Raw genomic sequence first — 15,251 nt, forward strand, 5'->3', positions numbered from 1 at the left:
TAGGTATACAGGATTAGTTGAGGATATAAGATAGTTAAGAGTATGAGATAGCCATAAAGAGCCTGTGGACAGGCAGAATGCAACGGAGAACCTGACGAAGGTTCTTCGTTTTTTTTGTGTTGGGAAGGAGAAGGACGTAACGTCGTGGAAAGGGTTGTAAGGGATAATTTTTCAAATGTGCTATCATATCCGGTAAAATGAAATCGATTACATTATAATATGGGTATGACAATCCATTAACGGAGAGTGGTGAATCCAGTGGAAGATTCCATTCACGAAGTCGAAAATGAAAATATAAACCAACGTGGAAACGAGAGCAGAACATTGAGTTCCTTAAGTGCCGACAGACTCTTGGAGAAGTTATCCCGGCCTGAATTGGCTACGTTATACACAGACTTGAAGGCTTACGCTGAACGTGCCTTGAAAGAACCCATGCCTTCCTTGTTGTTCCGTCTATATCGACAGTTCAGCGAGACGGGTGAGCGGAAAGCTTATGAGCAGGCTTATTTCGATCGAAGGGGCAGGTTGGCTGCTGTGGCGATGCTCGCATTGGATTCAGCTAGGCCGGATGCACTGCAAGCGCTGGAGGAAATGTTGTGGAACGTGTGTGGTGAGTATACGTGGTGCTTGCGCGCGCATCTGGGTACGGGAGAGGTCGATCAGGTGAATGGAAACATTGATCTGTTCGCCGCAGAGACAGTACATATGCTGGCAGAGATGGTGACCATTCACGCCGATCGGCTGGATCGTCTTGTCATAGAACGGATCAGGTTTGAAGCAGAGCGGCGAATCTTCGCCCCGCTTTACCGGGAGCAACGGAAGTTCCACTGGCAGACAGCGGATCACAACTGGTCGGCGGTCTGTGGTGGCTGCTGTGGCATGGCCGCATTGTTACTACTCGAGGATGAGTCCACACTACAGGAATCGATCTCCCATACGGTCAGCTGTATGAACGCATTCTTGAGCGGTTATGGCGAGGATGGCGGCTGCGCCGAAGGTATTGGATATTGGGTATATGGCTTTGGTTATTTCACCTATTATGCCGAGATGCTTCGTGAATATAGTGAGGGCGAACTAAATCTGCTGACGGGTTCCAAAATAACAGCTATCGCAGCCTTCCCGCTGCGAGTTCATCTGTCAGGCGGAACATTCGTGAATTATTCGGACAGTGCCGAGCAGGAAGACATTCCTTCCGGACTACTCTCCCTGCTCGCGTCCCGGGTTGGGTTGCAGGTGGATCTGCCGCTTCATATTCCACTCCTTACAGATGATCCCTGTCATCGCTGGGCTCATCTGTTGCGGAACGTGATGTGGAGCGATCCGGCAGTGTATGGTGGTGAAGGTGCCTCTGGGCAGTTTGAACGGGGATTTATTTTTCGAAATCTGGGCTGGATGATTACAAAAGGCTCGCTCGATTCCCGGGATACAAAACATGCGAACGGCGCACCCCTTCATGTGGCTATTTCCGTTAAAGGTGGGCATAACGATGAACCTCACAACCATAATGATCTGGGGCAGTTCATTATCCATTGCGGTGGTGAGAATATTCTGTGTGATCCAGGAGCAGGGTTGTACAGCCAAGCGTATTTTGCACCAGGCAGGGAGCAACTGTTCCACATCTCGTCATCCGGTCATAACGTTCCGCTCATTGAAGGCCAGGAGCAATGCTCCGGTCGGCAAGCACAGGCCCGTGTGTTAGAGGCAAAGCTGGCAGAGGGTGGCGGTGAGCTGAATACAACATTGGATCTGACATCCGCTTACTCTGGAGCTGCTTCACTGGCTCGTTATACGCGCCAATTTCATTGGAAGATGGCTTCTGAAGGTAGCGGGAGTGGAGCGGAATTGCGTCTCACTGACCGTTTTCAATGGAAGAGCAGGATGGTGTCTTCGACAGAACGATTCTCTTCGGTGGATGATTCAGATGCAGGATGTTCGAGCGTAGTGGAGCGATGGATGAGCAGAGTACAACCTGAGGTGGTGAAGAGCGGTAATCTTCGCTGGCAAGGTGTGCATGGAACGGTCCATATGACGTATGATGCGAACCAGTGGCAGGTTTTTACGGAGGTTATGAACACAGTTGATCATGACAATGTCCCAGTCACATTCTATCGGACGTCACTATCATGGACAGGTGTGATTGATGAGACGGATGTTCGGACAGAACGCCCTAATCCGCTTGAAACGGTATGTGAGGTACACTTCATCATTGAACCGAAAATGGGAGAAACCGAGGTGAGCATGCGTGAGTAAATATACATCTGCGTCCACGTATCCATGGAAAGATGAACTCGAACGTTACCGTACATTGGCAGAACAAGCGGGCCCCGCTCCGGCAGACGGCTGGAATCGGGAGCGCAAGTTGGCACTTGTTGAAAGTGTTGTTCGCGCTTACACACCATATCAGGACAGCCAAGGTGCAATTATCGACCCGTTCTCGGGTGTGGAGAGATATTATTCTACACCGGCCTATGCGATGGCTGCGGCAGTTTTGGTTGATGCAGGGCGTACAGATTTGCTCCAATCCGCAGCAATAGCCCTGTCACAGAGCATTGATGCCGTGGTGAATCGTAGTGCACCAGACAATCACCCTGATTTTTATCCAGTGCTAATGATGAGAGCTTATATGTTGTTGAAGTCACATCTGCCTGAACAAGCACAGATTTGGGCTGAAGCACTCAAGACGATCCATCCTGAACAAGATTATGTATTTACGATGAGCAAGATGAACAATCCCAATCGCATGATTAACTGGAACGCCATTATGATCTCTGGCGAATATCTGCGGTGGCATGAACAGCTGGCAAGTGAAGATACAGCGTGGATGGATCGTTATCTGGAAGCTTATCATGTGCCCCGTTTTACGGCTCTCGGGTTGTATCAGGATGGACCGCTGGACCGCCCGAATTGTCCATTTTCCTATGATATTGCCACCCGTTATCACCTTGGGGTGATGCTTGAGGCGGGTTACGAGGGAGCCACTGCCGATAGGTTACGTGAGCAGCTGCGCCATGGTGCCTTTAGCTCGCTACTGACGCTCTCGCCGCTAGGTGAGATTCCACCGCGTGGTCGTAGCTCCCAGCATCAGTGGAATGAAGCTGCCGCAGCTTATGTATGTACTACACATGCAACGCAGGCTCTGGAGGCGGGAGATCCGGTGATGGCGGGTGCTTTTATACGTGCGGCCAATCGGTGTTTTGCTGCTGTTGAGCGCTGGAAGATGCATGATGGACGCTTGAAAATTGTACGCAATGAATACGCGCCAGAAGATCGCCACGGTTATGAGATATATACCAACCACACCTGTTACAACCTTTGGACGGCAGCAGCCCTGGCCCACGCTTGTCTCAGTGATCCGGGAGACGATGTGAGCGAAGTGTACCTTCCTTCTGAACTGGGCAGCAGGGTGTTGCAGACCGATGGGTGGTTCGAAACCGTGATTGCATCCGTACCTGGTCAGCAACTGGTAGTACACACAGCGATGAATGATCCGTATACGATCCCTGGTTTGGTACGGGTTCAGCAGACAGGGTTACCTGGTCTGATTGGTCCGTCGGCTGCCAGCCATGTGCAGGCCGGATTCACGGAATTTGCCGAAGGGGTGGTCCGTCCGCTCAGCTACTGTCCTGCTTGGAAGACACCAGATGGGGTATGGCACAGCCTTGCAGAGGGTATTCCATCGGGTGGTGCGTATGATCGGGATGTTGGATTAGACCCTGCTCAGGGAGGTGGGTCAATCGTGTATGAAAAAGCGGGCCAGGATACGCCGAATCAAGTAGAGGGACATCTGGCGGAAAGAACGGCAGAAGATTTCGGAGAGCATCAGGTTAATTCTTTTGCTGTGACATGGGTCGGTCCATTACCCGGAATTAAATCATTGCGTACCCATTATGTGCAACAGGCTGATGTGCTGACTATAACGTATGAATTCGAAGGAGAGATCGCTGCAGCAGGGGCACTCATTCCGTTGATGTTCCATGATGGTCGTGAACAGGCGGTAATTACCCATACGGATCATAGTGTACGAACGGAGTATCGGGGCGCATATGTAGAATCTACAGCACTGGATCAGGGAGCCATAATTCATCTGGAGGAACAGGCTGTGGCTTCCCGTAATGGGTTACTGAAGGAAGCGCGGATTGAAGTGAACGGCGCCAGTAGTTTGACATTTACAATCCGCTTGGGCGAGGTTAGTGATATTTAACTGATAGATATTGAAGTTACGGCATACGACGCTATAGATAAGTTGAGGATGAGCTGGAGCGCATCAAGCATAGGTGTCCGGTATTGAATAGAGGAGGGATACGTTCATGAATACATCAACGTCGGTAAAATGGCTCGAGGAAGCGTGGCAACAGGGCGCTGCCAAGACAATTCGGAATGCAAAGCGGATCAAGGATACTTTTCCGCACATTGCTCCGCAGGGGACGTATGACCGGAATGATCCGGAATGGTGGACAGCGGGTTTCTGGCCTGGATTGTTATGGCTGGTCTATGGGGATGCGCCGGAAAGTGAAGCGGCGGCTTCGCTACATCGCATTGCCGAAAGCTGTGAGCGGCAACTGGAAGGTTGTCTGCGTGATCCCGAATCGGTGGATCACGATCTGGGGTTCATCTGGCTGCTTAGTGGCGTAGCCAACTACCGCCAGACGGGCAGCATGGATGGACGGCGGCGCGGCATGCTTGCCGCCAACCTGCTCGCTGCCCGGTTCCATGTGCGCGGTGAGTTCATCCGCGCCTGGAACTTCAGCTCGTCAGCAATGGATACGCGCGGCGTAGCCATCATTGACAGCATGATGAACCTGCCGCTGCTCTACTGGGCATCCGAGCAGAGCGGCGACCCTCGCTTCCGCTGGCTGGCGGAAGCGCATGTGGACACCGTGGCGCGCGAATTCATCCGTGCGGACGGGTCCATTTGCCACGTGGTGGAGTTCGATCCACACACGGGGCAGAAGTTGCGAGAGCATGGCGGACAGGGCCATGCTCCAGGTTCCGCCTGGGCGCGGGGCACCGCCTGGGCGTTGCACGGGTTTGCGCTGTCTTTCCGGTATACGGGCGAAGCCCGATATCTGGAGACAGCGGAGCGTGCGGCCGATTTCTTCCTCGCCATGCTTGGCGAAGAGATCGTGCCGGTGTGGGATTTCCGCGCACCTGCGGAGCATCAGGTGGCGTGGGACTCGTCCGCTGCGGCGATTGCAGCGAGCGGGTTGCTTGAGCTGGCGAAGCTGTCGCCACGCGGGGAGACCTATGCTGCCGCGGGAGAACGTATCGTCCGCGGCTTGCATGAGCACTATAGCTCCGGCGACTCAGCAGCGGAAGAAGGTCTGATCATGCAGGGAACGGTGCATTACCCGGAAGGGCGAGGGTTGAATGTGCCGATTATATACGGCGATTATTTCTATATGGAAGCGCTGGCGAAGCTGCGTGGACATGCGGGGTTATTTTAAAAGAAGAATCGAGAACTACGGGCTGGAAGAACTGAAGGTGAGAACAGATTAGTAAGGTCGTCGTGTTATGAGTCATCGAGTTGTTAGCAAACCATCATCACCTGTCCGCATAAGGCTGTCTCCGGCATTAGGAACGATATTCCTTCTATTGGAGACGGAGTATACCTAAGTTTGAGCTTTGAATAGACGAATCAAGGTGAGCGGACAGGCGGATGGTGCACATAATCGAAGGAAGACAAAAGAATATCTGGCATATGAATATTCATTCTTACAGGTCCAGTTGGGGTGCAGACTTAGCTATGCTTTACTGAAAAAATCGATTTTCACTTCGAAGGCGTACGTCTCAGAATGACAAAGTCGGCAGAAGATTGATCTGGATAGCGCTGCGGAATAATCTCATGAACTTTGAAATCAGGGTAGTCGAAGAGATATTCAAACAGATTACGGTCCTGGATTGTATCAATCCCCGGGTTGCCGTTTTCTTTCAAGCGGGTGTAAAGCACCACCCATGCTGTTGAGGAGTGCAGAATATCATAGAGGGTGTTGCGAAAGTCTGTTTCATCCGTGATGTGATATAACACATCCAGACAGACCGTCAGATCGGCTTGCAGGAAACCTCGGTTAATCCATAGGCCTGGTGTATACAGCATGAAACTCTTGGAAGAATCCTTGGCAAATTGGGAAGCACAACGCTTTATTGAAGATGCCGCTACATCCACGCCCAGGTAGTCCTCATAATTCATGTATTGCAACTGGTTGCCATCCCCACACCCAAACTCAATGACACGATGAATACCTTCACGTTGAATCAGTCCGTTCACGACCTCGGCCTTGAATTCAGCCAAAACCCCGTATGAACCCCTCCCGGAAGTTTCACCCGAACGATATGTTTCCTCCCAATACCCGATGTAATCAAAAGGCTGACGCATTATGTTTCCTCCAATCCTGTTAAAAGAAGTTCAAGACAGTCAATATACATAGGTATGCGCAATATTCGCAGGTATGATCGGTTGAAACAGGAATAGAAGATAAATTAATTTCCATAGAATTCCCTGAAAATCTCCTGAAAGTCTAAACATCTGGAAAGGACTAGCCGACATTAAACATAAGGAAAAAAATGATGATAATCGGGGGGAAATGATGTTAAAGCCAAGATTGACCAAGTACATGGTGATGATGCTGGTGTTGATGCTGAGTATTTCCAACGTAGGCTTGGCCGCTGCGGCAGATAAAGAACTGTCCAAAATTGTGGTTTCCAAGAATGAGATGTCGCTCGAAGTTGGTGATTCTGGGTCTGTTACTGTGACAGGGGTATATTCAGATAATACCTCGGCTAATGTAACGATTAGTACAACCTGGAGTAGCGAAGATACTTCGATAGCAACTGTATATAATGGTGCAATCACGGCCAAAAAGGAAGGTAAAGCGACGATTACCGCAGCTTACCAGGGCCAGAGTCAGACCGTTCAAGTGAAAGTAACGAAGAAGGTCAAAGCCCTTTCGAAAAACGTGCAAAGTCTGGATTTGCGCACTGGAGATACAAAAGAAATTATTTTGACAGCAACGTATAGTGACAATGAAACAAATAATGCAGCAGCAAGTACTGCAGAATGGTCTACCAGTGATGAGAAGGTTGCTACCGTTGTGAATGGTAAAGTAACTGGACAAAGCGCAGGTACGGCAGTTATTACTGCGAAAGTTGGCAGCCAAAGCGTGACGGTGGATGTTAACGTTGAAGTGGTTAAACGTGTAGATGTAGATAAACAGCAGGTTAACCTGTTGTTAAACAAAAGTGAAAGTGTGAAAGTGACGGCTACGTACCCAGATGGCACAACCAAAGATGTAACGGATCTGGCGGAGTGGACATCCAGCAATGAGAAGGTCGCAGACGTTCTTAAAGGCGAAATTACAGGATACTCGGCAGGTTCTGCCAAGATCACAGCCAAATACGGTACGAAATCCGTATCCGTTGACGTAGATGTAGATCTGACGAGCAAGCTGAGTGTGGAGAAACAAAGTATTTTCTTCCGTTTGAGCGACACAACTAAAACGGCTAATGTTGTTGTAACGGCTTCTTATCCAAACAGTAGCGATGTGAATGTAACGGATCAAGCAACATGGACATCTAGCAACGAGAAGGTTGCAACGGTGTTTAAGGGACAGATCACAGCCATTAGCGCAGGTTCAACAACGATCAAAGCAACCTATAGTGGAAAAACTGTAGAAATTGCTGTAGATGTAGATACGGCAAGATATCTGGATATCAAAGATGTAAATGACAAGCTCGCCATGAGTGTTACCGGTGATAACAAGTCTAAGACATTGGTAGCCAATGCCGAATATATTGATGCCAGTACAGAAAATGTAACTTCCAAAGCAACGTGGACTTCAAGCAATGCAGACGTTGTATATGTATCAAACGGCGATCTGATTGCATACAAATCCGGTACGGCTACGATCACTGTAGCTTATGGCGGTAAAACGGTTAAATTCACAGTGAATGTAGACGTAGCAGACAAGTATGAAATGGATAAGAAAAAAGCATCAGTAGCTGTTGGTGGAACGACTTCTGCCAAAGTACTGGCGTTGTATGGTGAAACATCCAAAGATGTATCTGAAGATGCAACTTGGAGCAGCAGCAGCGACAAAATCGCTGAGGTAGATAGCAAAGGGGTTATCACAGGTGTTGCTACAGGTAAAGTAACCATTACCGCGAAGATTGAAGGCAAAACACTGACTCTGCCTGTTGAAGTAGGTATGGCTAGTGGACTGGAAGCAGATGTGAACTTCGTTGTTCTGTCCGCCAAAGAAACACAGAATATTCTTCTGACAGGTACGGATGAAGATGGCAACACGCTGGATGTAACATCCGAAGCAACTTGGAAATCCAGCAACTCACGTGTAGCGGATGTGAAAAAAGGTGTGATCACAGGTAACAGCAGTGGTAAAGCCAACATCACAGCCGAATACGGCTCCAAAAAAGTGACGATTCAGGTTGAAGTGGATGTCATCTCACGTATTGAAGCTTCCGAGCTGGCTCTTTCCCTGAAATCAGGCGATACAGCTGATCTGACGGTAACTGCCTTCTTGAGCGACGGTAGCGAGCGTGATGTTACGGACAAAGCTGAATGGAAAACGAACAGCTACAAAGTAGCTCAAGTGACCAAAGGTAAAGTCAAAGCTACAGGTTCAGGTAAAGCCAAAATTACTGCAAAATACGGTAGCAAGTCTGTAACCATTGCTGTAGATGTGGATACACTGAAATATTTGCAGACGGATAAAGTAACGTTGACTATGAAACCTGGTGAAAAAGTAACCGTGGCTGCAACTGCAACGTATGCCGATGGCAGTGAAGCTAATGTATCCAAGCCGGCTCTCTGGAAATCTTCCCGTATTGCAACAGCATCGGTGAAAGATGGAATTATTCAGGCGAACGGCAAAGGTAAAGCGACAATTACGGTGACATTTGCAGGTGTGAAAACAAAAGTAACGGTAGTGGTTGAAGCGAAGTAATTGCTTTTCCAAATGTGAGCGTGAAACGCGCAAATAAAAACGGTGATGCCAGCTAATAGCTGGTATCACCGTTTTCTGTTTATAAACTAGAACGTGTCTCCAAGCGCTAACGAATCTGAAACGTCTTATTCAGGGATCGTCCCCTGTAGGTTCTATAACTACATCGTGTGAGACAGTACCAACGTACCATAGGCAAAAGCGATCACGATCAGAATGGCTGGATGCAGCTTGGTCTTGGTCATAACCCAGAGCGAGATGCCTGCGATGATCAACGTCTGCCAGATACCGATGGAATCAGTGGATAGCTGCCCGAATTCCCATGTAAGCAGAATCATGAGTACAGCGATAACAGGCTGCACGAGTAGGGTCATGCCTTTGACTTTGGGTGACGTGCGATGTTTGTTCAACAGACGAAGTAATATAATTAGTGCGGTTGCGGAAGGGACGATTGTAGCAAAACTTGCGATAAATGCCCCAAACCAGCCTGCCACGTGGTACCCGACAAATGCAGCAATTTTGGTTGCAATCGGGCCAGGAAGGGCGTTACCAATCGCCAGTACATCCCCAAATTGCTCGGTAGTCATCCAATGATAGTGGTTCACAATCTCTTCCTGCATGAGCGGAATGGAGGCCGGACCACCCCCATATCCCAAGATGTTTGCTACGAAAAATCCCCAAAATAATTCCCACCAAGTCTGGAGCATCCTTAGGACACCTCCTTATCGGACTTGCCTTTGGATTTGAAGCGCTGGACTAGCTCCAGATGGAAGACACCATATCCAAGGAAAACCGCGATCACAATCCCCGGATGGATATCCAGCAGCTGCAACAGTACAAAGGCAATTACGCCGAATAGGGCGGCAAAAACTTTACCGAGTCCCTTCCAGGCTTTCATGGCAAACTCATAAGCCATCATGCCCAGCATGACAAAAATGACCGGCCGCACGGCGGCTACCATGCCTGCCACCACTTTCGACTCGCGTAGTGCGTACATGGAACCGAGCAGAGCAATAATGGCAATACTGGTCGGTAAGATGTGAGCGAGTACGGACACAATCGCGCCCACCACACCTTTGGTTTTATAACCGAGATATGCGGCCATCTTGGTCGCGATGGGACCCGGCAGGGCATTGGCGATAGCCAAAATCTCGCCGAACTCCTCATCACTGACCCATTTGTAACGCGTAACGGCTTCGTAACGGATTAACGGGATCACCGAAGGGCCGCCGCCATATCCGAGAATTCCGGTTCGTACCATTCCGATGACGAGACCGTTGTAATCTTTCCAACCCATGCTGATTTCCTCCTAGAGTCTCATGCCCATCCGGCTTTTATAACGTTTCAACAATAGCTGTGATTCCACTTTGACGATACCCGGCATCTTATAGAGCTTCTCCAGCAAAAACTGCTCCATCTCTTCCATATCCGCAAAAATACCGTGCATGTGCAGTGTACTCGGGCCTGTCATATGATAAAGGCTGGTGACGGCTGGCTCTTCATCCAGTTTCTCAGCGACTTCATCCAGGAAGGGCGGTTCGACATCGACATTGAAAAAAGCCGAGACCTGGAGCCCAACTTTGCCAGGGTTGATCACAACGGTGAAGCGTTCGATGATTCCTTTTTCGGATAAAGCATTAATGCGTGCCTGAACAGCCACACGTGACAACCCGATCTGTGTACCCAGATCCGTATAGGATATTCGGCTGTTGTGGTGAAGCGCAGCGATAATTTTGCGATCCATCTCGTCCAGATTGTACATTTGTGGAATTTCTCCTCCTTTGGAGGAGCGTTTCTCTGACATGTTGACCATCCTTTTCTCTCGCTATATGAAATGAACAATGAAATTTTACTAATCATACAATGTGTATGTGGCATTCATAGTTTAATGACGAATCGTAATTGGAGTCAATCTATTTATCATGATTATTGAATTTAACCGATTTTGAGCCTTCATTTTGTCATTTCGACCAATCGGAAAATAAAAAGACCACTCGCACAGTCCAATAGCGAGTAGCCGGTTAATAGATAGCTGGAGAGAAGCGAGAGCACGATACGAAGAAATTCGGTTATGCTCGGGCTGTCTTGGGCAGTAAAAGGGTAACGGTTGTCCCTTCGCCAGGCTCGGAAGACACTCTTAACGTTCCTCCTGCGCCACGGGCACGCTCTTCCATACTGAACAATCCAACACCATTGCCAGCGGTTACTTCGCTGAATCCCGCGCCCTGGTCTTCAATAATAACCATCGTCATGTCCTCGGCGTCTTCTATAGTAACACGTGCCTCGGCAACATCAGCATACTTCGCGACATTGGTTAAGGCTTCCTGAATAATCCGGTAGATGGCTATCTCCCGGTTCATCTCCAATCGTTTGCGCAAATTACATTCCAGATCAACTTCGATCCCGTAGTGACGGGTGTAATTCTCGATATACGTACGAATCGCCGGAACAACACCCAGGTCATCCAGAACGGATGGTCTCAGCTCCCATGCCATACCGCGTACATCTTCCATGATACCCGTGACCTGCTTACGAAGTGCTTCAACCCCGGGTTGAGGCTGGTCTGCCAGCAGTCGGTCCATCTGAATCACCAGAGAGAAGAGACTCTGTCCAATCCCGTCATGCAGTTCACGCGAGATCCGGCGTCGTTCCTCTTCCTGAATATTCATGACCTGGGACATCATCTTCTGCAATTCGGCCTCGACTGATTTCAGCTTGGTGACCTCACTACGTACAGCCAGGTATTGATATGGCTCGCCGTCGTTATCAAGGAAAGGCACGATGGTGGTGTTGACCCAATAATGACTGCCATCTCTGGCACGATTGAGAATTTCCCCGTTCCATACCTTACCTGAGGATATCGTGTCCCACAGGTTTTTCATAAAGCTTTTGCCATGGTATCCGGAATTAATGATTCGATGATCCTTGCCGATCAGTTCCTCGCGCTCATACTGCGAGATTTCACAGAATTTATCATTCACATACTGGATTTTACCCTTGCGGTCTGTCAGGGCTACAATGGAGGATTCATCCAAGGCAAATTTCAGGTCACTCAGTTGATGCAGGGAACCCTTCAACCTGCTGCGAAATTCATTATCCGTAATGTGATTATCGATTTCGTTCAGCAGGAGGCGTACGGGCTGGTCTGCGAGTCCACTTAGTCTGTTCTTGCGTGCACTACTCAAAGTTCAGCAACCCCTTTTTCATGGCGAATTTCACCAGTTCCGGTCGTGTACGCAGGCCAAGTTTCTCCATCAGATTGCTTTTGTGGGATTCGACCGTTTTGACACTGATGATCAGATGTTCGGCGATTTCCTTGTTGGCGTATCCTTTGGCAATCCAGGACAAAATCTCTTTCTCCCGCTCGGATAACGTGTCATACGGTCCGGCGTTTTCCTGTTTGGCTTTGTCCAGGTATTCACTCATCAGCCGCTTGGTCGCACTTGGGTACAGATAGGCGCTACCCTCTGCTACGGAACGAATTGCGGCAAGCAATTCTTCATGCGGCGCACTTTTGAGGATATATCCGGATGCTCCTGCATGGATGGCGCGGAACAGATATTCTTCATCGTCATGCATGGTCAGTATCAAAATGGAGACATCCGGCATCAATTTCTTCAATTCAGCGGTAGCGGTCAGACCGTCTTTGCCTGGTGGCATGCTGAAATCCATCAAGACCACATCTGGTTTCAACTCTTGAGCCTTGGCAATGGCTTCATCGCCATCTGCGGCATCTCCAACGATATGTATATCATTCTTTCCTTCAAGTAAGGCGATCAGCCCGGAACGTACGACAACATGGTCGTCTACAACTAATAGTTGAATCACATGATTTCCCCCTGTCCGCTTCCTTAGTTCTATCTATATCATAACAAAAAAGGAAGCCATTCAGAGCTTTAATCTCCGAATAGCTTCTCTCACGCTCTAGTTCAAACTATTATCCAAACACCTTCGGCTGAAGATGTATAGCAAATTGCTCCGTCTGCCGGATCATGTCCGGTGAGAAGGTGCAAGGCAGTCTGCTGCCAACGAGCAGCACGGCACCGGGCAGGCTTCCTTCCTGGAACACAGGTACCGCTATGGCACTTACCAGCCGCTCAGCAAGCATTAACGGGCAACGACCGGGTGTGTGCTCCCCGGTGGATTGTGCATCAGATCGGGCTGTGCGCCCAGTCCGAAGGGCTGTGCCTACCAGATCTTGTCCGGGGCGCATTTCCATGCGTTTCACCCGTTCATTACTAGCCCCAGAGGTATACTTCCAGCGTAGCATCGTCCCGTTCAGACAGGCAAGACCACAGAAGTCGCTGGATGTGTTCAGGCGCAGGCCGTCGATCATCTCCTGAATGCCGGATGGCAGTTCATCATGCATGAGAGGACACTTCCTTTTTCAGAAATTATAACGTACGTAACGTGGAATTATTATCATTAACCTTTCAGGATCATCTTAAAGTAAGGGTATTACAATGTTAGTTCTATTGTAGACCCATTCACGTACGTTGTAATTCAGGGAAAACCCCTATTTCCGTTCCGTAATCTACTGAACTTGGGCAGTGGAGGACTCCTGACTCAGGTACACCAAGGGATTGAAGAAATGCGAAGGATGAGGCATATCGGTGAAATGTGACTTTTCTCACAGCAAATTCAGGGAGTTTCTTGTCAATGATCAGGTAATCCCCCGATAACCCTGAAGCTACTTTCGCGATATGATGTATACATAAGGAATCACCGAGGGGGACGAAGGTAATGGGTACAGTATTTGTGGAAAGAACAACCCAAAGAACAGAGCAGAAACAAACGGAGGCGGGCAAAATGACACGAGAAACAGGCGGAATCCTTTCGTTCGTTACACCTGAGCAATGGGACCTGATTGAAGCGAAAATGCAACCCAAACGGGTAAAGTCGGGGTATAGTCTCTTTCTAGAAGGCGATGAAGCCGGATATCTGTACTACATTCGTTCGGGACGAGTGAAAATGACCAAGTCGACGGAGGATGGGAAGGAAATTATTTTATCCATTCAGCAAAGCGGCGATCTCATCGGTGAATTCGGCGGCATCGGCGGATTTAATCATAGCTACAGTGCAGAGATGGCGGAAAAAGGGGAGCTGGCGATTATCTCGCTTAGCGATCTGGAAAGCATACTCAGCAAACATGGCGACCTTGCCTTGAAATTCTTGCAATGGATGGCACTGTCGCAGCGGATTACCCAGTCGAGATTCCGTGATTTGCTGCTCTATGGCAAGGCTGGTGCGCTCGCTTCGACACTGATCCGTGCCAGCAATTCGTATGGCAGGGTTACACCGGATGGCATCGTGCTAGAGATGAAGCTGAACCATACCGATCTTGCCGAGATGATTGGAGCTACCCGGGAGAGCGTAACGCGGATGCTGGGGGCATGGAAGGAACAAGGTACGCTGGATATGATGGACGGAAAACTGATGATTCGGGATCTGGCTGCCTTGCGTTGCATGTGCGGATGTCCGACATTCCCAAGTTGCCCCGTAGAGTTGTGCCGGTTGTAAAATAGCTTGTTCCGGGAGTGTATCTCCATTGGCGATTGGGGTCGTTACGGAGAACAATAAAAAGAGCTGGCATCCGTATAATCGGTGTCAGCTTTTTTGATGTATGAGGAAAATTACATATGTAACAATTGGTCTCCATTGGCGGCGCCATATTCACTGGATAGAATCGAATAGATCACAGAGTCATGAAAGGAACCTTTGTAGAACCAGTGCTCGCGCAATAGCCCTTCTCGCTGCATGCCGATCTTCTTCATGACATTCTCCGAAGCTGTGTTGTGCGGACGGCATTTGGCGTAAATCCGGTGCATGCCCAGTTCATTGAAACCAAAACCTATTAGAGCACTGGCTGCTTCGGCGGCATACCCTTTTCCTTGATAGGCGGGATTAAGGACGTAACCGATCTCTGCATTGGTTTTCTCCATCACGTGAATACCTACTCCACCAAGGAGAGTTCCATCACTTTTCAAACATATCGCCAGTTCATAGCCTTCTCGTGGTTGTGTCTGCTGCATGTCCAACACAAACTGCACGTATGCTCGCGTATCTTCTTCTGTATTCGGTCCCCATGCCGTATGCTGAGTAACTTCTGTCATGGATGTGTAGCTATGTATACTTTTCCAGTCTGTCTCCAGAATATCCCTGATGATGAGTCGTTCGGTCTCCAATTGCATCGTTGTTCCCCTCCTATATAAATTGAACTAAAGAATATTACACTTGCCACTCCGATGACAGAACAACCTATCCGATCGCTGTTATCCCAGATTGTTTGGATTCCCT

13 protein-coding genes are annotated in these 15,251 nt (G+C 49.1%); 5 read left to right on the forward strand and 8 right to left on the reverse strand.

Annotated elements, in window-relative coordinates; all coding sequences use genetic code 11:
• Positions 1-351: 351 nt before the first annotated feature.
• The 3 genes from MKY92_RS01920 to MKY92_RS01930 all read left to right on the forward strand — a co-directional run bounded on the left by MKY92_RS01920 (position 352) and on the right by MKY92_RS01930 (position 5,444).
• On the forward strand, positions 352-2,250 hold the full coding sequence (locus MKY92_RS01920; RefSeq protein ID WP_339298890.1) for a heparinase II/III family protein: 1,899 nt from the start codon (positions 352-354) through the stop codon (positions 2,248-2,250).
• Complete coding sequence (locus tag MKY92_RS01925; RefSeq protein WP_339298891.1) at positions 2,243-4,201, forward strand: glycosyl hydrolase; 1,959 nt, start codon at positions 2,243-2,245, stop codon at positions 4,199-4,201. The genes MKY92_RS01920 and MKY92_RS01925 overlap by 8 nt, the downstream gene beginning before the upstream one ends.
• A gap of 106 nt (positions 4,202-4,307) precedes the next feature.
• Positions 4,308-5,444 (forward strand): glycoside hydrolase family 88 protein, encoded by a 1,137-nt coding sequence (locus MKY92_RS01930; RefSeq protein ID WP_339298892.1) that lies wholly within the window; start codon positions 4,308-4,310, stop codon positions 5,442-5,444.
• Positions 5,445-5,767: 323 nt separating this feature from the next.
• On the opposite strand, the gene MKY92_RS01935 is transcribed toward MKY92_RS01930, so the two are convergent.
• Positions 5,768-6,373 (reverse strand): class I SAM-dependent methyltransferase, encoded by a 606-nt coding sequence (locus MKY92_RS01935; protein ID WP_339298893.1) that lies wholly within the window; start codon positions 6,371-6,373, stop codon positions 5,768-5,770.
• A 226-nt stretch (positions 6,374-6,599) separates the two neighbouring features.
• On the opposite strand from MKY92_RS01935, the gene MKY92_RS01940 reads away from it, so the two are divergent.
• Positions 6,600-8,957 carry an Ig-like domain-containing protein gene (locus MKY92_RS01940; RefSeq protein WP_339298894.1) on the forward strand — a complete coding sequence of 786 codons (2,358 nt, stop codon included), beginning with the start codon at positions 6,600-6,602 and terminating at the stop codon, positions 8,955-8,957.
• A gap of 158 nt (positions 8,958-9,115) precedes the next feature.
• On the opposite strand, the gene MKY92_RS01945 is transcribed toward MKY92_RS01940, so the two are convergent.
• The 6 genes from MKY92_RS01945 to MKY92_RS01970 all read right to left on the reverse strand — a co-directional run bounded on the left by MKY92_RS01945 (position 9,116) and on the right by MKY92_RS01970 (position 13,323).
• Positions 9,116-9,661 carry a chromate transporter gene (locus MKY92_RS01945; protein ID WP_339298895.1) on the reverse strand — a complete coding sequence of 182 codons (546 nt, stop codon included), beginning with the start codon at positions 9,659-9,661 and terminating at the stop codon, positions 9,116-9,118.
• Positions 9,662-9,663: 2 nt separating this feature from the next.
• Positions 9,664-10,251 carry a chromate transporter gene (locus tag MKY92_RS01950; RefSeq protein ID WP_339298896.1) on the reverse strand — a complete coding sequence of 196 codons (588 nt, stop codon included), beginning with the start codon at positions 10,249-10,251 and terminating at the stop codon, positions 9,664-9,666.
• Between the two features lie 12 nt (positions 10,252-10,263).
• Positions 10,264-10,758, reverse strand: a complete 495-nt coding sequence (locus MKY92_RS01955) for an Lrp/AsnC family transcriptional regulator (RefSeq protein WP_036616550.1) — start codon at positions 10,756-10,758, stop codon at positions 10,264-10,266.
• Positions 10,759-11,023: 265 nt separating this feature from the next.
• Positions 11,024-12,139, reverse strand: a complete 1,116-nt coding sequence (locus MKY92_RS01960; protein WP_339298897.1) for a PAS domain-containing protein — start codon at positions 12,137-12,139, stop codon at positions 11,024-11,026.
• A complete protein-coding gene (locus MKY92_RS01965; protein WP_017691068.1) occupies positions 12,132-12,782 on the reverse strand; it encodes a response regulator transcription factor in 651 nt (216 codons plus the stop codon). The genes MKY92_RS01960 and MKY92_RS01965 overlap by 8 nt, the downstream gene beginning before the upstream one ends.
• A 109-nt stretch (positions 12,783-12,891) precedes the next feature.
• On the reverse strand, positions 12,892-13,323 hold the full coding sequence (locus tag MKY92_RS01970; protein ID WP_339298898.1) for a GAF domain-containing protein: 432 nt from the start codon (positions 13,321-13,323) through the stop codon (positions 12,892-12,894).
• Between the two features lie 374 nt (positions 13,324-13,697).
• Between MKY92_RS01970 and MKY92_RS01975 the strand changes: the two genes are divergently transcribed.
• The gene (locus MKY92_RS01975; protein ID WP_339298899.1) at positions 13,698-14,474 is read left to right on the forward strand and encodes a Crp/Fnr family transcriptional regulator; all 777 of its coding nucleotides are present in this window, start codon (positions 13,698-13,700) and stop codon (positions 14,472-14,474) included.
• Positions 14,475-14,587: 113 nt separating this feature from the next.
• On the opposite strand, the gene MKY92_RS01980 is transcribed toward MKY92_RS01975, so the two are convergent.
• Positions 14,588-15,145: a GNAT family protein gene (locus MKY92_RS01980; RefSeq protein WP_339298900.1), complete on the reverse strand. Its 558-nt coding sequence runs from the start codon at positions 15,143-15,145 to the stop codon at positions 14,588-14,590.
• Between the last annotated feature and the right edge of the window lie 106 nt (positions 15,146-15,251).

Source organism: Paenibacillus sp. FSL R5-0623 (genome assembly GCF_037974265.1).
Taxonomy (GTDB): Bacteria; Bacillota; Bacilli; order Paenibacillales; family Paenibacillaceae; genus Paenibacillus.